The organism is Glutamicibacter nicotianae (genome assembly GCF_006539525.1).
GTDB lineage: Bacteria > Actinomycetota > Actinomycetes > Actinomycetales > Micrococcaceae > Glutamicibacter > Glutamicibacter nicotianae.
In genome coordinates this window covers 315650-332788 of record NZ_BJNE01000002.1, presented here as the reverse complement: position 1 = coordinate 332788, position 17139 = coordinate 315650, and the positions used below count along the sequence as shown (strand labels likewise).

The window sequence follows — 17139 nt, the reverse complement described above, 5'->3', positions numbered from 1 at the left end:
CTGGACCTGCTTGGTGCCTTCACTCTACGCGCGGAAAGCACAACCGGCTAGGGTCTGCCGCAAGCGGTTACCCACAGCCCCGCCAGCAGGCTCGGCCACCTCGTGGCAAACTAGGGCAGAGAACCGGAGACCACCGTTTCACCACCGCAGGACCGCTACCAAGGAAGAAGCCATGAGCACCTCAGAGCAGAAGCTGCACCGCTTGAAAGAACGCATCACCCTGTTGCTGAACAAGGCGGAGAACACCAATTTCCCGCATGAAGCGCAGGCGTTCCAGGAGCATGCCGAACGGCTCATGGTGCGCTACGGCATCGGCCGCGCCGAGCTGGACGCGGATTCGGCCGACCGGGGCAAGAAGAAGGAACCCATCATCGAGGAGCACTTCGATATGCGCGGCGTCTACCGGCTGGGCCAGCGCGACGGACTGTCCGCGGTGGGACGGGCCTTCCGCACGGTGTCGATGCTGCAAAGCAACTACTCGAACTCCTGCCGGCTGTACATCATCGGCCACGAATCGGATGTCGCCACGGTCAAGAACCTCTTCGCTTCCCTGGTGGTCCAGGCCACCGCCGCCATGGCCCACTGGTGGGCGCAGGAGGGCAAGCTCTACACGAACTGGTACACCGACTCGGAGAAGACCATCGAGCGCCGCGAGTTCCAGCGCAGCTTCTACCTGCAGGTCGCCTCGCGCATCGCCAACCTGTACCAGGAAGAAAGCGAGCAGAACGGCAGCGGCACCGAACTGGTCCTGGCCAGCCGCAAGGAGCAGGTGGACGACTACGTCAGCAGCAACTACCCGTTCCTGCGCCGCAGCAGGAACCGCGCCGCCTCCGGCAGCGCCAATGCCTCATTGGCCGGACGCGTGGCAGGATTCAAGGCGGATCTCGGTTTCGGCAAGCACGTCGATTCGGCCACTCCGGGCGAGGTTGCCAGCTAGCGCACTTCCCGAAGCTGGGTGTCCTCGATGTAGCGCGGACGCCCGGCCATGATCCCGACCAGGGTCTGGAAGACGATCAGGCCGGCGATCAGCCAGATCGGGGCGACCCATGAACCCGAGGTCTCATGCAGCACCCCGACCAGGAACGGACCGGGAAAGGCCATCAGGTAGCCGGCCGATTGGCCGAAGGTGGACAGCTTCGACACCCCGGCCGCAGTACGGGCCTTCAACCCGATCATGGTCAGCGCCAGCGGGAAGTTCGAACCGCAAATGCCCAGCAGCACCGCCCAGAGCACCGCTCCCTGGACCGGAGCCAGCAGCATGCCGATGATCGCGATGATACCCACCACCCCGTTGAAGATCACCAGCGGGGTCTGATTCGAGAATTTGGCAGCCAGCGCTGGCATCACGAAGGACAATGGGACACCCACACCCAGCAGGATCGCCAGCAGGGATCCGGCAAACGCCGGCGAGACTCCGAAGTCGATGAAGATCTTGGGCAGCCACCCCATGAAGATATAGGCGACGGCGGACTGGCCGCCGAAGAACAACGCCACCCACCATGCGGTGGCATTCTTGCGCATCGGCCCGATGCCTGCCCCGTCAGTTGAGCTGCCGGCCAGCTGCTGCTGGGCCGCGATCTGGTTGCGCATGCCGAAGTACACCAGCAGCCACAGCACCAGGGCCAGCAAAGCCAATATCGCCCAGAAGCCCAGGCCCAGGCGCCAGTTCCCGCCAAGCATCTGGTTCACCGGCACGGCAATCCCAGCCACCCCGGACGCGCCCAAGGCGACCGCCGTGGTGTAGGCGCCGGTGACAATCCCGATCTTTCCCGGGAACCAGCGCTTGACCAGCACCGGCATCAGGATATTGCCGACCGCGATGCCGGCCAGAGCCAAAGCGGTGCACAGCAGGAAGACCCCGGTCCCCGGCGCGACCGCGCGCAGGGCGATGCCCAGCAGCACGGCTGCCATGGCCGCGGCCACCACCAGTTCCGGGCCGCGCTTGCCCGCCAGCCGCGGAGCCAAGGGGCCCATCAGCGCAAAGCACAACGGGGGGATGCCGGTGATCATTCCGGCCACGAACCCATTCATCTGCAGGTCCTCGATCACCAGATCGAGCAGCGATCCCAGGGAGGTGACGGCCGGCCGCAGATTCAGCGAGGCCAGGATGATCGCGAGGATCAGCAAGGCGCCAAACCCCTTGGACAGGGTGGCGTGGTTTTTCGGGAAGTCAGGCATGGTATCCACAGACTATCCGCTTCAATTCACGGATCCCATATCCGTTGCCTTCACTACGCTAAAAGGCCGCCCCGGAAAAGGGGACGGCCTCGTGGCGCAGGGCAATACCCAACGGATTAGCCCAGTTTGGCGCGCACCATCTGCGAGAGGGCCTTGCCGTCGAAGCGGCCAGCGATTTCGGCGCCAACCAGCTTCATTGCCTGGCCCATGTCCTTCATGGTCAGCTCGTGGTCGGCGGCCAGTTCCGCCATGATGCGGTCGACAACCTCTTGGGCTTCTGCTTCGCCCAGCGCCTTCGGCAGGTAGGTGGAGATGAAGGCGGCTTCGGCCAGCTCGCGTTCGGCGTGTTCGGCACGCCCGTCCTTGGCAGCCAGGGCAGCGGTTTCCTCGCGGTTGCTGACTTCCTTGCGCAGCAGGTTCTCCACGTCCTGGTCGTTCAGTTCCGTGGGGTTCTTCCCGGATTTCTCCTTGGTGCCGATGGCGCTGAGGATATTGCGCAGGGTCGTCTTCTCCAGCTCGTTGCCGGCCTTCAGGTGGACGATGCTGTCATCGCGCAGGCGATCTTTCAAACTCATGGGAACTGCCTTTCACTTCGTGTGCTTGAAATTTTACTCGCATAGCTTCCACGCTGTTTTCCACTGGGCCATCCCGGATGCACGGACACGCTTTTGATACAGTGACCAGATGAAACCACTGCGCGCTGGCGCCATCGTTGCCGCGCTGGCGCTGATCGCAGTTCTCCTGATGATCTGGAAACCATGGGACTCCTGCGATGCTCCCGGTGACGTGTGCGATTTCCTGGCAACCGTCGCGGATCGAGATGGCGTCTTGGGCTCCCAGGTTTCCTCCAGGGTGTCGGAGCGCGATGCCTTGGCCGCACCGGAGTTGTCGGTTGACGTGCAATTCGAGCTCTCAGATCAGCTCGCCCCCGGGCAAGCCAGAGAAGCCGTCACCCAGATGGCCCAAGACATCCAGGCCGGAGCCCCTGCTCTGGAAATGAATGAAATCCACCTGTCTTTCGTTGCCGGCCCCTCGCGGAAAATCCAGGGGTCGAAGACCAAGGCCTACCCGTTGGAAGTCAGCGAAATTATCTCCCCCGCCGCCGCTGACGAATAAGCGAAACCTGCCTTGCTTGGCGAGAAGGCAGCCTTCGCCTTCGGCCTGCGCCACCATGGCGCGGCCAGCGTGATCAATGGCTCGGCCACGGCGGACAATCTGGAGCAGCTGCTGAAGCTGGGAGAATTCACGGCCCAAGCCAAGCACCCGGCCGAGCTGGTCCTCGCCGATCACAGCGTGCGCTATTCGGCCACGGATCGCACCGATATGTCCGAGCTCCAGCTCCTTGCCGATGCAGCCAAGCGGGGGATCTTCCAGAACGCCAGCATTGATAATTCCGGGTTGAACCTGACCCTTGGCAACCAGGTGCCAGCAGCAGCCGAGCAGGAAACCCACGTGTGGCTGGAGCAGCATGAAGCATTTGACGAGGCCATGCCCTACAAGCTGTTCTCGGCTGGATACGAGGTCCTTGCCGAAGGCTGGGTTGGCGGCAAGAAACCCGAGTCGCTCATTCCCCGACCGGTGGTTCTTCCCGATAACGTCACCAGCTGGCCGCAAGACCCGTCGGCCCCATGGTGTGCGGAGGGCGATGTGGACATTGCTTTGGGAACATCCGACGCGGCTGCCGGTTCCCGGTACCTGCCGGTGTTTGCCAAGAACACTTCTGCCGGCCCGTGCGCGCTGCGCTCCTACCCGCAGATCGCTTTCCTCAACGCGGATGGCGACGCCCAACCGGATGTCCAGCTGCAGCCCGAACCGGGCATCCTCCTTGAACGCGTCACCATCCCTGCGGGCGAAGCGGTGATCTCGACTTTGGAGTGGAATGCCATGTCGACATCCCTGGATCCGGATGAAACCGTTGCGCTGGGCATTGCCGCGGCCAGGGGCATGACACCGGTCGAGCTCGCACCGGCCTTCGACGGCCAGCCCACAACCCTTGACATCCTGGATGGCGCGCGGATCACGCAGAGCCCGTGGGTCCAGGCCCGCGACGGGTGGACAGTTCCATCCGGCGCTTTCGCCCAGCAATCCCCTGCCCGGCCAAGGCCCTAGGCGAGGTTGCCTACTGCTCGCGTGGCGGGAATGCCTTGTACTTGCGGTAGTGGTTGACCGCGTTCAGCAGCAGGTACAGCTTGCGGCGTGGGTGCTTCTCGGCGGAGAACTTCAACGGGTTCGACACCTTGCCGGCCTTGAGCAGCCCCTCGGCCTTGCGTCCGGTATCGCTATCGAAGAAGCGGCGCAGCAGATGATGCGGCAGCACGGTGAACAGCCGCTGGCGCGACAGTTGCAGCACCCCTGCCCCGGTCTTCACCACGGCGTCCGTTTCCGGGTCTGAATTGTCGAACTGCGCGCCGAGGAACTCGGTGACGTAGAAACGGGCAGGGTTCACCCCGGCCGCGGTCAGGTAGAAGTGGTTGCGGCCCAGGCGCGGGTTGATCTCGAAGAACTTGATCTGGCCATCGCGGTGGTCATATTTGGCATCGATCATGGCGATCCCGCGCCAACCCAGCTCCTCGAGCATGCGGGCTCCATCCGCGGCCATTTGGTCGTTCCGGCCGGTGACGATGGCGGCGGAGTTGCCCAGCACCAGCGGGGCGTGCTCCTCGATCACCACTTCGCCGTAGCCTGCGAAGATGACCTTTTCTTCCTGGGTGGCGAAATAGGTGCACAGCCGCATCGCGTCATCGCCACCGGGAATGTATTCCTGCAGGATGTAGCCCGCGTCGTAGCCGCTGCCATCGATCTTTGCCAGTAGCGCTTCAAGCTCCGCACGGCTGTTGATGGTGTGGATCTTCTGCTTGCCTTCGAACTTGGCGGCAATCCACGCCGCGGAGCTCGAGGGCTTGCCGATGACCGGGTAGTCGAAGGAGCCAACCAGGGATTCCAGCTCGGATCCAGGGTAGTACACGGCCGTGCGCGGGTGGGCGATGCCCAGCTTCTCGGCGAGCGCGTAAAAGTTCTCCTTCAGCGCCGCCCCCTCGATGGTTTCCAGCTCGGGGTACGGGATGACGTACTGGCCTTCCAGCTGCGCGCGGTGCTTGGCGATCAGCATGATGTGGAAGTCCAGCGAGCCGAAGAGCATCAGCGGCCGGTCCCCCGCGGCTTTCAGCTCATCGGCCAGCTCGGCCAGGGCCGCGACCACGCGTCCCTCGTCGGCCATGGATCCGATGGGGCGCAGCTCGATGGCGACCGAGTGCTCGATGACGCCGTTGCCGGCGGCCGGCAGGACTACCGAGCGCACGCCGTAGGCCTCGTAGAATTCGCGCGCCAGGGTGTAGGTGCCGATATCTCCGCCGAGGATGACGGGGACAAAGGGCTGGGTTGGATCGATTGCCACAGTGGTGCTTTCCCTACTTCTTGCGCCAGTTCATGTACTTTTCGAAGGCCCAGGCCAGCGGCTTGTTCAGCGCAAGGTCCCATTCGCCGTTGGTCTGCACGATGTCGCAGCCGGTGTTGGTCTTGAACTTGGTCAGCCCGGAGAGGTGGTGCTCCTTGTCCAGGGTTGCGCTCACGCCGCCCTGGTCCAGGTAGCGGCAGCCGGCCTCAATGGAGTCGCTGACCATATGGTGCATGATCGCCTTCGGGGCGAACAGCTTGCGCTGCTCCGAGGAGGAGGCTCCGTACAGGTACCAGGCAAGGTTCGAAGAGCGGATGACAATGGCGGCCGCGAGGTCCACGCCTTCATTGCTGGCAAGGTACAGGGTGCAGGAGCCCGGCACCGCTTCGTTGAGCACGGTGTGCATCTTCTCGAAGTAGCTCAGCGGGCGGCCGGTGAACTCCTGGCGGTCGGCGGTGTGGTTGTACAGGGCATGGAAGCGGGCCATGTCCTTGGTTTCGCCGATCTCGATTTCCAGGGTGCTCTTCAGCGCCTTGCGGGTCTCGTTGCGGGTTGTCGAGGAGTAGCTGGCCATGACCTGCTCGCTATCCAGCTGGTTGCCCTCCTCATCCTGCAGTGCCACGCGGGCCACGTATTCTGGCTGGCCAGCGGCGAAGTCCAGGCCCACGTCTTCTTTGGTGAATCCCAGGTCCAGCAGCGCGTCATTCAGTGCCAGTGCGGTGCTCGACGTGCTCTTGGTTTCCAGGTCCTTCAGCTGGGTGAAGCCTTCCTTGCCCAGGTTCTTGCGCACGGCGGCGGCACCCCAGGTGCGTACTGCAAGCCCCGGGCCCATTTTCAGCTGGAAGGCGCCACGGTTCTTGAGGTAGGAGGCCAGCGGGCGGATGACCGCTGCCGGTGCGTAGGCACCGAAGTCGATAACCGGGCCATCGGGCAGGTAGGCAAGGGTCTTCTTGATGACCGGGGCCGCACGATGCAGCACCAGTGCGGCTCCTACCAGTTCGTCTTCCTCGAAGAAGCCGAGGGATTCACCCCTCCAGCCGCCCTTGACCTGAGCCCATTCGGGACGCTGCAGGAAGCTGACGTCGTGGGCGGTCTCAAGGAATGCTGAGTGCTCGGTACCGGATATCGGACGCACATGAAGTTCGTTGTGGCTCACGGGTGAAATCCTACCGTGCTTCCCTGCTGGATTGAGGGACGCAAGATACCCCCAGGGGGTACTTGACTTAATACCCCTAGGGGGTATCATCGGAGTATGGAAACCAACCACACGCCACATGAAACAGCCGAGCACCACGGCTACCACGCGGACAAAAGCGCTCTGGAACGACGTTTGAAGCGCATTGAGGGCCAGGTGCGCGGAGTGGCCAAGATGGTAGATGACGACAAGTACTGCATCGACATCCTGACCCAGATCTCCGCCATCAACGCGGCATTGCACAAGGTCAGCGTGCAGCTCATCGATGACCACATCGGCCACTGCGTGGTTGATGCGGCCAAGTCCTCCATCGAGCAGGGCGACCCGTCCATCGTGCAAGACAAGATTGCCGAGGCCACGGCCGCCATATCCCGCCTGGTGCGCTAAGCCCGCGTCCACGCACCAATTTTCCAATTCACACAGAATTCATCGAAAGAGAGCAAGATCATGAGCCACAACTGCAACTGCGGATGCTCCTCGGAAAAGAACTCCAACCAGGGCCTGCAGATCCAGCCGCGCACCGACATCGCCGCGGCCCCGACCCAGACCGAAATCAAGGTCTCGGGCATGACCTGTGGGCACTGCGTCGCTTCGGTCACCGAAGAACTCAAGGAGATCGCCGGGGTTGATTCCGTGGACGTCGCACTGGACGCACAGGGAATCTCCACCGTGAAGGTCACTTCCGCCTCGGCGCTCGCCGAGGATTCCATTCGCCAGGCTATCGACGAGGCAGGCTACACCGTCGAAGCCATCAACGCCTAGCCACCGCACGGCACAGGCACCCGCGCCGCCGCCGGCGGCGGGAAAGTTCAAGGTATTTTCATCATGACTTCCGAAACCCCCACCCACTCCCCCGAACTGCGCACCGTAGACCTGGACATCCAAGGCATGACCTGCGCCTCCTGCGTGGGCCGAGTAGAGCGCAAGCTGGGCAAGCTGCCCGGGGTGACTGCTTCGGTCAACCTCCCGTTGGAAAGCGCCAAGGTCCAGGTCCCCGCGGGGATCAGCGACGACGAGCTGATCAGCACGGTCAAGGCCGCCGGCTACGGCGCCTCGTTGAAGCCCGAGGCCAAGGCCCCGGAGCACCACGAAGAGCATGAGCACGGCGGGCACGAGCATCTGGTGCCCAACCACCTGCTGCGCCGGCTGGTGGTCTCCGCGGTCTTCACCATTCCGCTGTTCATCATCTCGATGGTTCCGGCCGCCCAGTTCCCGCACTGGGGCTGGTTAGCCTTCGCACTGGCCACCCCCGTGGTGCTCTACGGCGCCTGGCCGTTCCACAAGGCAGCCGCGATCAACGCGCGGCACCTGGCCTCCACCATGGACACCCTGGTCTCGTTGGGCGTGCTGGCCGCCTACCTGTTCTCCGCCATCCAGCTGTTCCTCGATCCTCAGATGACGGCCCATACCGGCATGGCCATGAGCGAGCACCAGCTGTACTTCGAGACCGCCGGCGTGGTGGCCACGCTGCTGCTGCTCGGGCGCTACCTTGAGCACCGGGCCAAGTCCTCGGCCTCCGATGCGCTCAAGTCCCTGCTGAACCTAGGCGCCAAGGACGCGGTGGTGCTGCGCGAGGGCCAGGAAGTGAAGATCCCGGCCGACCAGGTGCGCATCGGGGAGCACTTCGTGGTGCGTCCGGGTGAAAAGGTCGCCACCGACGGCGTGGTCATCTCCGGCACCAGCGCCATCGACACCTCGCTGATCACCGGCGAATCGGTGCCGCAGAAGGCACAACCCGGAACCAACGTCACCGGTGCGACGCTGATTACCTCCGGACGGCTGGTCGTCGAGGCCACCCGCGTCGGTTCGGACACCACGCTGGCCCAGATGGGCCGGCTGGTCTCCGAAGCCCAGTCCGGCAAGGCCCCGATTGCACGGCTGGCGGACCGCATCTCGGCGGTCTTCGTGCCGATCGTGCTGGGCATCGCCGTGCTCACCTTCCTTACCTGGTGGCTGGTCACCGGTGATACCTACGCGGCCTTCGTCGCAGCGGTCGCCGTGCTGGTCATCGCCTGCCCCTGCGCCCTGGGCCTGGCTACCCCGATCGGCCTGCTGGTCGGCACCGGCCGCGGCGCCCAAATGGGCATCCTAATCCGCGGACCCCAGGTTCTGGAAGACACCCGCAAGCTGGACACCATCGTGCTGGACAAGACCGGCACCGTCACCACCGGCGTCATGGCGCACACCGGAACCCGCACCGTCGATGGCGTCGACGAGGCCACCGCACTGGCGCTGGCCGGAGCCGTGGAGCACCACTCCGAGCACCCCATCGCCCAAGCCATCGCCGCCGCGGCGGCCGCCCAGGCCCCGCTGGCCGAGGTCACCGGTTTCCATGCGGAGCCAGGCGGCGGCGTGAAGGGCACCGTAGGCACCCAGCTGGTGGTCGTCGGGCGCCCCTCATGGCTCGAATCCCAGGGCGTCACGCTGGACGAATCCGCCCGGCAGATGCTCCACGAGGCCGAGCAAGCCGGCGCGACCGCCATCCTGGTCGCGGTGGACCAGCAGTTCCAGGCAGTGATCTCGGTGGCAGACAAGATCAAGGACAGCTCCGCGAAGGCCATTGCCGAACTCCAGGAGCGCGGCCTGCGCGTCGTGCTGCTGACCGGCGACAACAAGTCGGTAGCCGCCGAGGTGGCAGCCCAGGTTGGCATCAAGGAAGAAGATGTCTTCGCCGGCGTCTTCCCTGCCGACAAGGCCAAGGCGATCAGCGCGCTGCAGGAGCAGGGCAAGGTCGTGGCCATGGTGGGTGACGGCGTGAACGATGCGCCGGCACTGGCCCAGGCGGACCTGGGCATCGCGATGGGCTCGGGCACCGACGTGGCCATCGAGGCGGCTGACATCACCCTGATGGGCAATGACCTGCACCAGGTGACACAGGCCATCGACCTGTCGGCCAAGACCCTGTCCACGATCAAGATGAACCTGTTCTGGGCTTTCGCCTACAACACCGCCGGCATCCCGGTGGCGGCCCTGGGCCTGCTGAACCCGATGATCGCCGGAGCCGCCATGGCCGCCAGCTCCGTGCTGGTGGTGCTGAACTCGCTGCGGCTGCGCCGTTTCGGAAAGCAATAGCAGGAACTAGGTACAACTCATGGGGCGGACCGTGCAAGAAATTGCGCGGCACGCCCCATGCGTTCTGCAATCCCCTAGCCACCCCCGTTTTTCCGGCAAGAAATCGTCCGGGGCAAAACGATGCCAAAGACCCCGATCCTCAAGTACGGTAGAGCCAAGCGCGCACCACGCGCAGATAGCTGAATCGTCTTCCGCACAGGAAATCACGGCAGGCCGCCAGCGGTATGCGGCGCTCGCCCCCCAAGGCCTGGGAATTCCGGCCGGCACCGGCTGGTCCGGGCTGGAACAGTTTCAAGGATTGGCAGCTCTCCATGAAATTGTCAGCCGCAGTACCCGCCGTCGTGGACAACAATTCCACCGATATTCTTGCCGTCGCCAACTCCCCCATCTTGTGGGCCTGCGCGATCGGCGTTTTCCTGGTCATCGTCCTCCAGAGCCTGATCTACATGAAAGCGGCCAAGACGGCCGCCCCGCACATCGGGATGAGCCAGGAAGACGTCAGCACCAGCTTCAAGGCCGGCGCAATCTCGGCCCTCGGCCCGTCGCTGGCGGTGGTCCTGGTAGCCATCGCGCTGCTGACCGTCTTCGGCACCCCGACGGTGCTGGTGCGCATCGACCTGATCGGATCGGTCTCCTATGAGACCGCGGCCGCCGCAATTGCCGCCAAATCGGCCGGCGCCGAATTGGGCGGTCCCACCTACACCCAGGCAGTCTTCGGCCTGGCGCTGGCGGCCATGTCGCTGGGCGGCGCCATGTGGATGATCGCCACGCTGATCCTCACTCCCCTGCTCAAGCGCGGCGACTCCGCCTTGCGCAAGGTCAACCCCGCGGTGATGACCGTCGTGCCCGGAGCCGCGATGATCGCGGCGTTCATGGTCCTGGGCATTGGCGAACTGCCGAAGTCCGCATTGCATATCGTCGCCTTCGCCTCGTCAGCGGTGATCATGACGCTCTTGATGCTGCTGGCCAGATGGCTGCAGGCATCCTGGATCAAGGAATGGGCATTGGGCATCGCCATCCTGCTCTCCTTGGCCATCACCTATTTCGCTGGCCGAATCTAGCGCGCAAGGAAACCAAGGAGCTCATCATGCCACAGGCAACGAACATCCACGAAGCGCTGGGAGCCTTCGACAGGACCACCTCGCGCTGGGGACGGATCACCATGCTCATCGGCCTGGCCTTCTCTCTCGCGGCCCCCGCCTATCTGGTCTTCTTCTCCGGGCTGGACATCCAGATCTCCGGCATCCTCGCGGCCTTCGGCGCGCTGGCCGCGGTCTTCGGAGTCATCTGGATCGTGGAACCGCTGACCTACTTCCCGATCCTCGGCGCCTCCTCGATGTACCAGGCGTTCATGATCGGCAACATCTCCAACAAGCTGCTGCCGGCGGCGATGATCGCCCAGTCCACCATCGGGGTGAAACCGGGCACGCGCAAGGGCGAGCTGGCATCGGTGGCCGCGATCTGAGGCGCGGCCGCAGTGCACCTGGCCTCGCTGTTCATCTTCGTCGGGCTGATGGGCACCTGGCTGGTCAGCGTCATTCCCGCGGGCCTGGTCACCACCGTCCAGACCTACATCCTGCCCACCGTCATGGGTGCTGTCGTCGTGCAGGCCATCGTCAGCCAGAAGGCCCCGCGCGCGGCCATCATTGCGCTGGTGGTCTCGCTGATCGTGGTCTTCGGGCTGGTTCCGCTCTCCCCGCAGATGGGCTTGTTCTCCACCGCCATCGCGGTTATCGGCTCGGCGGTCATCGCCTGGTTCCTGCGCGACAAGCGGGCCATCGCCGCGGCCCGGGAACCCGATGAGCACGGCAATCCGCCCGAGGGCCCGGTCTACTAGGACCGGATGCCGCCAACTACCCCGCCACCGCATCGACTGGAAGGCCAGAACCGGAAATGACCCGCATCCCAGCATCCTTGCAGCTCACCGCCGCATCCGCGGCAGAGCTGATCAGCACCTACAAGCATCTGCATGCCCATCCCGAACTGTCCATGCAGGAGCACCGCACCGCGGATTTCCTGGCCCGCAGGCTGGGCGACACGGGATTGGAGGTTTTCCGCTGCGGCGGCACCGGAGTGGTGGGGGTGCTGCGCAATGGGCCAGGCCCGGTGGTGGCCTTCAGGGCCGATACCGACGGGCTGCCGGTGGTCGAGGACTCCGGCCTGGACTATGCCAGCGAAGCTACCGGTGTGCTGGAGGATGGCACCGAGGTGCCGGTGATGCATGCCTGCGGCCACGACTCGCACATGGCCGTGGCGCTGGCAACCGCCGAGCTGTTTGCCCGGGGAACCGATGCGTGGGCGGGCACGCTGGTCTTCATTCTGCAGCCGGGCGAGGAAACCGCTGCCGGGGCCAAGGCCATGGTGGAGGACGGATTGTGGGACAAGGCGCCCAAGCCCGAGGTGGTCTACGGCCAGCATGTCATGGGCGGGCTGGCGGGCACCGTCACCCTGATGGGTGGGGCGGCGATGACCACCGCTGATTCCTTCCGGGTGACGGTGATGGGCCAGGGCTCGCACGGCTCGATGCCGGAGCATTCAATTGACCCGATCGTGCTGGGAGCCGCCATGGTGATGCGCTTGCAGACCGTTGTTTCCCGCCAGGTGGCCCCGCAGTCGGCAGCTGTGCTCACCATCGGCTCCTTCAATGCGGGGCTGAAGGAGAATGTGATTCCCAATCGCGCGGTCTTCACGATCAATGTGCGCACCTTCGATCCCAAGGTGCGCCGCACCGTCCTGGATTCCCTGCGCCGGATCATTGCCCACGAGGCACTGGCCTCGGGAGCATCGGAGCCGGTCATCGAGGACATCTCCAATTTCCCGCCCTTGTACAACGACTCGGAGGAAGCCGGGAAGCTCGCCGAGCAGTTCCGCGGGGAATTCGGTGCAGAGAAGGTCGTGCAAGGCACTCCGGTGATGGGCAGCGAGGATTTCGGCGCGCTGGCATCAGCGATCGGGGTGCCGAGCGTGTTCTGGTTCTTCGGCGGCAACAGCGCCGAAACCCTGGCCGCCGGGGCTCCCCCGGCCAACCACTCGCCGTTCTTCGCCCCGATCACCGATCCAACGCTGGCCACCGGTGTGCGGGCCGCCGTGCGTGCCCTGTACTCAAAGGTTGGCCAGCAGTGAACAAGGACTGCCACTTGCCCCGGGGGCCATCCTGGCGCTGGCCTTGGAGCCGACAGGGATCGGGGCCGCGACGGAGTCCACCACTTCGCATTGGCTGGTGAAGCCGTCGGCATCCATCGGGCTGGTTGCCGCGAACTGCAGGAATTGGTGCGCCTTCGGCCTTCTTGGTTCCAGTTGGGCTCCTCGTTTGGCGTACCGGGATTCCCTGGCCGGGCGGAGTCACGAGGTGGCGAAGCGACCGGCAAGCCTGCTGAATGCCACCGGGCGTGATCCATGGATCACGAAGAACGCTCGGCACTAGACGATCTCGTGCTTGGGACAACCGCCCCGCTGGTGGCCCGCCGGGCAGGCAAGCACGGCACCGCTGCCGCCTGGACGCCGCAGGGCCGTGCTTGCCTGCTTTGGCGACTACATCGGCAGATGGTTCTCGTACCAGTGCTTGGCAATATCCACGCGGCGGGCTACCCAGATGTCCTCGAACCCGGAAATGTAGTCCAGGAAGCGGCGCAGGCTGGCGATGCGGCCCGGCTTGCCCACCAAGCGGCAGTGCAATCCGATGCTCATCATCTTCGGCGAGCCTTCCTGGCCTTCGCGATACAAGGTATCGAAGGCATCCTTGAGGTAGGTGAAGAATTGGTCACCGGAGTTGAATCCCTGCGGCGTCGCGAAGCGCATGTCATTGGCATCCAGGGTGTAAGGAACGATCAGGAACGGCTTGCCTTCCTTCGTCTGGGTCCAATAAGGCAAATCGTCTGCATAGCTGTCGGCCGAATAGAGGAATCCGCCTTCTTCCATGACCAGTTCCAAGGTGTTGTCCGAAGGCTTGCCCTGGTACATGCCATAGGGTCGTTCACCGGCCGTTTCGGTGTGAACCTTCACCGCGTCATGGATGTGGCGGCGTTCCTCTTCCTTATCGAAATCCTTGTATTCCAGCCAACGGTAGCCGTGGCTGGCAATTTCCCATCCGGCCTCGTTCATGGCCTGCACGGCTTCGGGATTGCGTGCCATTGCGGCAGCCACTCCGAAGACGGTAACCGGAAGGTTCCGCTCGGTGAATTCGCGATGCAGGCGCCAGAATCCGGCGCGCGATCCGTACTCGTAGAGCGATTCCATATTCTGGTTGCGCTGTCCTGGCCACGGCGCGGCACCGACGATTTCGGAGAGCAGATGCTCGGAAGCGGGGTCTCCGTCAAGCACGCAGCTTTCGCCGCCTTCTTCGTAGTTGACCACGAATTGCACCGCAACCTTGGCACCTGCGGGCCACTGCGGGTCAATGCTCTTGCGGCCGTAGCCCACGAAGTCGCGATTGCCGTTCTTTTGCTCAGATGCGCCCATGGATGGTCCCTTCTTTGTTCACTCCGCACGCATGGCAGGCTCGGAAATACATGATGATGCAGTGCTTCTCGCGCTGCCGGAAGACCGGACTGGCCCCGGACTGGAAGTTTGTATTGTGCATCCTGCCACACCCTGCCGCAGACGGTGAATTGTGAAGCGTCTCCCCAACCCGAAGCACCCCGGCCTCGCCCTCTGCTGGATCGGCAGTCGCGTGCCTATGGCAGCAACACCGTCTTGGCCCCGATGCACGCACCATGGGAAAGCCCGCTATTCGTTACGAAGCAAGAAACCCTTGATTTCCGGCAGGTGATCGCTTGTTCCCGGGGGTTGCGCGGTTGCCGTCGGCCCAAAATGTGAAAATGCGACTTGCACCACGTTGAGGTTTCTGCGCATACTGTGATGGCAATCACCACATATGCCGCTGATGCGTGGCGGGAGAGACCCGCCCACACCATGGGCGGGCGCCGTAGGAGCAATTTTCCTCCCCGGGAAACTCTCAGGCACCCGTACCGCCACGACTAGGCAAATCTGGAAAGCAGTGCGGCACGGCCGCACTCACCGAAGGAGCAAGCTTCGCCCAGTAATCGGGCCGAAGTGAAAACTCTCAGGTCGACATACAGATTGGGGAGGGACCAAGAACAGTGCCGCACCGAGCGCACCGGATTCGAGGTACTCCCCGTGGCTGGCCTGGTCCCTGCTCTTTGCGCAGCGTCCCGGGCAAGCCTGCTGGACTGCTCCGAAACGGAAGTGTTCATCGAAGCGAGACTGCACTCCAAGCCAACCCGGCTTGGAGGCAGATCAGCTTCGGGGCGCCACGCCACACTCCTGGAAGGCAACCAGCATGAGTACCACCAGTTCTGACCCCACTCTCGAGCGCGGGCTCTCCAATCGACACATCCAGCTGATCGCCATTGGCGGCGCGATCGGCACGGGCCTGTTCATGGGCTCCGGCAAGACCATTTCGGTCGCCGGCCCGTCGGTCATCTTCGTCTACATGATCATCGGCTTCATGCTCTTCTTCGTCATGCGCGCCATGGGCGAGCTGCTGCTGAGCAACCTCGAATACAAGACTTTCGCCGATTTCGCCGGCGACCTGCTGGGCCCATGGGCGGCATTCTTCACCGGCTGGACCTACTGGTTCTGCTGGGTAGTCACCGGCATCGCCGATGTGGTGGCCATCGCCCACTATGTCGCCTTCTGGTGGGGCGACCTCCCATTGTGGATCCCGGCCCTGGCATGCATCGCACTGCTGCTGGTGCTGAATCTGGCCACCGTGAAGGCCTTCGGCGAAACCGAATTCTGGTTCGCGCTGATCAAGATCGTGGCCATCGGCGCGCTGATCGTGGTCGGCCTGGTCATGATCATCACCGGTTTCCAGCACGACGGCACGACTTCCTCCTTCGCCAACCTGTGGGCGCACGGAGGCATGTTCCCCACCGGCTTCATGGGCTTCGTCGCCGGCTTCCAGATCGCCGTGTTCGCCTTCGTGGGCATCGAGCTGGTGGGCACCACCGCAGCCGAGACCAAGGACCCGGAAAAGACGCTGCCCAAGGCGATCAACTCGATTCCCGTGCGCATCCTGTTCTTCTATGTCGGCGCCCTGCTGATCCTGATGATGGTCGAGCCGTGGAACCTGTTCTCCGCCGAGAACTCCCCATTCGTGGGCATGTTCGCCCTGGCCGGCCTGGCCGGCGCCGCGGGCATCATCAACTTCGTGGTGCTCACCTCCGCCACCTCCAGCGCCAACTCCGGCATCTACTCCACCTCGCGGATGCTGCGCGGCCTGTCCATGGAAGGCGATGCCCCGAAGAGCTTCGCCAAGCTCTCCGGACGCAAGGTCCCGAAGAACGCGCTGATGTTCTCCTGCATGTTCCTGCTGGCCGGCGTCGCCCTGCTCTACAGCGGCGACTCGGTGATGGGCGCCTTCACCTTGGTCACCACCGTCTCGGCCCTGTGCTTCATGTTCGTGTGGACCATCATCCTGCTCAGCTACCTGGTCTTCCGGGCCCGCCGCCCGCACCTGCACGATGCCTCGAAGTTCAAGGTGCCAGGCGGAGTTCTCATGCCGTATGTGGTGCTCGGCTTCTTCGGCTTCATCATCTGGGCGCTGACCACGCAGGCCGATACCTTCACCGCCCTGCTGATCACCCCGGCCTGGTTCCTGGTCCTGGGCGCCGGCTACCTGTACATCCGCCGCAACCCGCAGCACCAGGAGCTGCGCGCCGCGCACCTGGCCAAGGTGGCGCATGAACGCTACGAAGCGGCCGCCTACCGTGACGCGAAGTCTTTCGCCACTCACGAGCAGGAAGCTGCCCCGCGGGCCAACGAAAACGTGCACCAGTAGCACTGCACGCACCGGCTGCGCAGCCCAGGCCCCGGCATCTTGCCGGGGCCTTTCTGCGTGCTCGCTGGGATCGCTATTGCCGCTTGCAGGATTGATGCCATCATTGGTTCAGCCAGCAAGCGCTGGCTACCTTCGAACAGCTGCCTCAGGAGGAAAGAACCATGACATCAACGGGTCCATTGCCGCGCATCGAATCCGGCCAGGTGCCGGCGGACTTGCCCGACTGGATGCGTGATGACCGGGGGCTGCGGGCCGCCTACCGCTTCGATTCCTCCAGCACTGCCCTGCAGTTCATAGTCCAGGTGGGCTTGCGTGCCGAGCAAGACAACCGGCATCCGCATCTGGATTGGCGGATCACCACCGTGGAGCTGCGTCTGGCGCCCAACCAGCCTGAGCGGCTCTCAGCGCCCGAGATGCAATTGGCCCGCCACATCTCCATCGAAGCCAGCAAGCTCGATGCCCAGGTGATCACCGGCAATCAGTAGCCGTCGCCTCCCC

At 64.0% G+C, this 17139-nt stretch carries 17 protein-coding genes and 1 riboswitch; of the genes, 12 read left to right on the top strand and 5 right to left on the bottom strand.

Annotated features, from left to right (window positions below; all coding sequences use genetic code 11):
- The first annotated feature begins 172 nt into the window (after positions 1-172).
- Positions 173-937, top strand: a complete 765-nt coding sequence (locus tag ANI01nite_RS04315) for a DUF2786 domain-containing protein (RefSeq protein WP_170214566.1) — start codon at positions 173-175, stop codon at positions 935-937.
- Here ANI01nite_RS04315 and ANI01nite_RS04310 read toward each other — a convergent pair.
- Both ANI01nite_RS04310 and ANI01nite_RS04305 read right to left on the bottom strand, forming a co-directional pair.
- A complete protein-coding gene (locus ANI01nite_RS04310) occupies positions 934-2178 on the bottom strand; it encodes a CynX/NimT family MFS transporter (RefSeq protein ID WP_255314402.1) in 1245 nt (414 codons plus the stop codon). The genes ANI01nite_RS04315 and ANI01nite_RS04310 overlap by 4 nt on opposite strands.
- A 116-nt stretch (positions 2179-2294) precedes the next feature.
- On the bottom strand, positions 2295-2753 hold the full coding sequence (locus ANI01nite_RS04305; protein WP_141356290.1) for a GatB/YqeY domain-containing protein: 459 nt from the start codon (positions 2751-2753) through the stop codon (positions 2295-2297).
- Between the two features lie 109 nt (positions 2754-2862).
- Here ANI01nite_RS04305 and ANI01nite_RS04300 point away from each other — a divergent pair, with 109 nt between their 5' ends.
- On the top strand, positions 2863-3294 hold the full coding sequence (locus ANI01nite_RS04300; protein ID WP_141356288.1) for a hypothetical protein: 432 nt from the start codon (positions 2863-2865) through the stop codon (positions 3292-3294).
- Between the two features lie 12 nt (positions 3295-3306).
- The gene (locus ANI01nite_RS04295) at positions 3307-4287 is read left to right on the top strand and encodes a DUF4232 domain-containing protein (RefSeq protein WP_141356286.1); all 981 of its coding nucleotides are present in this window, start codon (positions 3307-3309) and stop codon (positions 4285-4287) included.
- Between the two features lie 10 nt (positions 4288-4297).
- Here the strand turns inward: ANI01nite_RS04295 and ANI01nite_RS04290 are convergent, their stop codons facing one another.
- A complete protein-coding gene (locus ANI01nite_RS04290; protein WP_141356284.1) occupies positions 4298-5572 on the bottom strand; it encodes a carboxylate--amine ligase in 1275 nt (424 codons plus the stop codon).
- 13 nt (positions 5573-5585) lie between these two features.
- Positions 5586-6728, bottom strand: coding sequence for a lipid II:glycine glycyltransferase FemX (locus ANI01nite_RS04285; protein WP_038993100.1), 1143 nt, complete (start codon positions 6726-6728; stop codon positions 5586-5588).
- Positions 6729-6824: 96 nt separating this feature from the next.
- Between ANI01nite_RS04285 and ANI01nite_RS04280 the strand changes: the two genes are divergently transcribed.
- From ANI01nite_RS04280 to ANI01nite_RS04255, 7 genes are all read left to right on the top strand, one after another.
- Positions 6825-7154, top strand: coding sequence for a metal-sensitive transcriptional regulator (locus ANI01nite_RS04280; protein ID WP_141356282.1), 330 nt, complete (start codon positions 6825-6827; stop codon positions 7152-7154).
- Between the two features lie 60 nt (positions 7155-7214).
- Positions 7215-7529, top strand: coding sequence for a heavy-metal-associated domain-containing protein (locus tag ANI01nite_RS04275; protein ID WP_083515604.1), 315 nt, complete (start codon positions 7215-7217; stop codon positions 7527-7529).
- A 63-nt stretch (positions 7530-7592) separates the two neighbouring features.
- Positions 7593-9839, top strand: a complete 2247-nt coding sequence (locus ANI01nite_RS04270) for a heavy metal translocating P-type ATPase (protein WP_141356281.1) — start codon at positions 7593-7595, stop codon at positions 9837-9839.
- A gap of 311 nt (positions 9840-10150) precedes the next feature.
- The gene (locus tag ANI01nite_RS04265; RefSeq protein ID WP_141356279.1) at positions 10151-10900 is read left to right on the top strand and encodes a DUF5058 family protein; all 750 of its coding nucleotides are present in this window, start codon (positions 10151-10153) and stop codon (positions 10898-10900) included.
- A 26-nt stretch (positions 10901-10926) separates the two neighbouring features.
- Positions 10927-11304: a hypothetical protein gene (locus tag ANI01nite_RS17145; protein ID WP_307723201.1), complete on the top strand. Its 378-nt coding sequence runs from the start codon at positions 10927-10929 to the stop codon at positions 11302-11304.
- 12 nt (positions 11305-11316) lie between these two features.
- Positions 11317-11676 carry a hypothetical protein gene (locus tag ANI01nite_RS17140; protein ID WP_307723200.1) on the top strand — a complete coding sequence of 120 codons (360 nt, stop codon included), beginning with the start codon at positions 11317-11319 and terminating at the stop codon, positions 11674-11676.
- 56 nt (positions 11677-11732) lie between these two features.
- Positions 11733-12962, top strand: a complete 1230-nt coding sequence (locus ANI01nite_RS04255) for an amidohydrolase (protein ID WP_141356277.1) — start codon at positions 11733-11735, stop codon at positions 12960-12962.
- 408 nt (positions 12963-13370) lie between these two features.
- Here the strand turns inward: ANI01nite_RS04255 and puuE are convergent, their stop codons facing one another.
- Positions 13371-14297 carry an allantoinase PuuE gene (gene puuE / locus ANI01nite_RS04250; protein ID WP_141356275.1) on the bottom strand — a complete coding sequence of 309 codons (927 nt, stop codon included), beginning with the start codon at positions 14295-14297 and terminating at the stop codon, positions 13371-13373.
- Between the two features lie 422 nt (positions 14298-14719).
- Positions 14720-14819, top strand: a riboswitch (glycine riboswitch).
- 319 nt (positions 14820-15138) lie between these two features.
- On the opposite strand from puuE, the gene cycA reads away from it, so the two are divergent.
- Positions 15139-16641, top strand: a complete 1503-nt coding sequence (gene cycA, locus ANI01nite_RS04245) for a D-serine/D-alanine/glycine transporter (protein WP_141356273.1) — start codon at positions 15139-15141, stop codon at positions 16639-16641.
- 161 nt (positions 16642-16802) lie between these two features.
- Entirely contained in the window at positions 16803-17126 is a 324-nt protein-coding gene (locus tag ANI01nite_RS04240) for a 4a-hydroxytetrahydrobiopterin dehydratase (protein ID WP_083586714.1), read from the top strand.
- The last annotated feature ends 13 nt before the right edge of the window (positions 17127-17139 follow it).

Bases quoted from the DNA above. Each gene is read 5' to 3' on its own strand.
- ANI01nite_RS04315 (WP_170214566.1), top strand. From the start codon at position 173: ATGAGCACCTCAGAGCAGAAGCTGCACCGCTTGAAAGAACGCATCACC.
- ANI01nite_RS04310 (WP_255314402.1), bottom strand. From the start codon at position 2,178: ATGCCTGACTTCCCGAAAAACCACGCCACCCTGTCCAAGGGGTTTGGC.
- ANI01nite_RS04305 (WP_141356290.1), bottom strand. From the start codon at position 2,753: ATGAGTTTGAAAGATCGCCTGCGCGATGACAGCATCGTCCACCTGAAG.
- ANI01nite_RS04300 (WP_141356288.1), top strand. From the start codon at position 2,863: ATGAAACCACTGCGCGCTGGCGCCATCGTTGCCGCGCTGGCGCTGATC.
- ANI01nite_RS04280 (WP_141356282.1), top strand. From the start codon at position 6,825: ATGGAAACCAACCACACGCCACATGAAACAGCCGAGCACCACGGCTAC.
- ANI01nite_RS04275 (WP_083515604.1), top strand. From the start codon at position 7,215: ATGAGCCACAACTGCAACTGCGGATGCTCCTCGGAAAAGAACTCCAAC.
- ANI01nite_RS04270 (WP_141356281.1), top strand. From the start codon at position 7,593: ATGACTTCCGAAACCCCCACCCACTCCCCCGAACTGCGCACCGTAGAC.
- ANI01nite_RS04265 (WP_141356279.1), top strand. From the start codon at position 10,151: ATGAAATTGTCAGCCGCAGTACCCGCCGTCGTGGACAACAATTCCACC.
- ANI01nite_RS17145 (WP_307723201.1), top strand. From the start codon at position 10,927: ATGCCACAGGCAACGAACATCCACGAAGCGCTGGGAGCCTTCGACAGG.
- ANI01nite_RS04255 (WP_141356277.1), top strand. From the start codon at position 11,733: ATGACCCGCATCCCAGCATCCTTGCAGCTCACCGCCGCATCCGCGGCA.
- puuE (WP_141356275.1), bottom strand. From the start codon at position 14,297: ATGGGCGCATCTGAGCAAAAGAACGGCAATCGCGACTTCGTGGGCTAC.
- cycA (WP_141356273.1), top strand. From the start codon at position 15,139: ATGAGTACCACCAGTTCTGACCCCACTCTCGAGCGCGGGCTCTCCAAT.
- ANI01nite_RS04240 (WP_083586714.1), top strand. From the start codon at position 16,803: ATGACATCAACGGGTCCATTGCCGCGCATCGAATCCGGCCAGGTGCCG.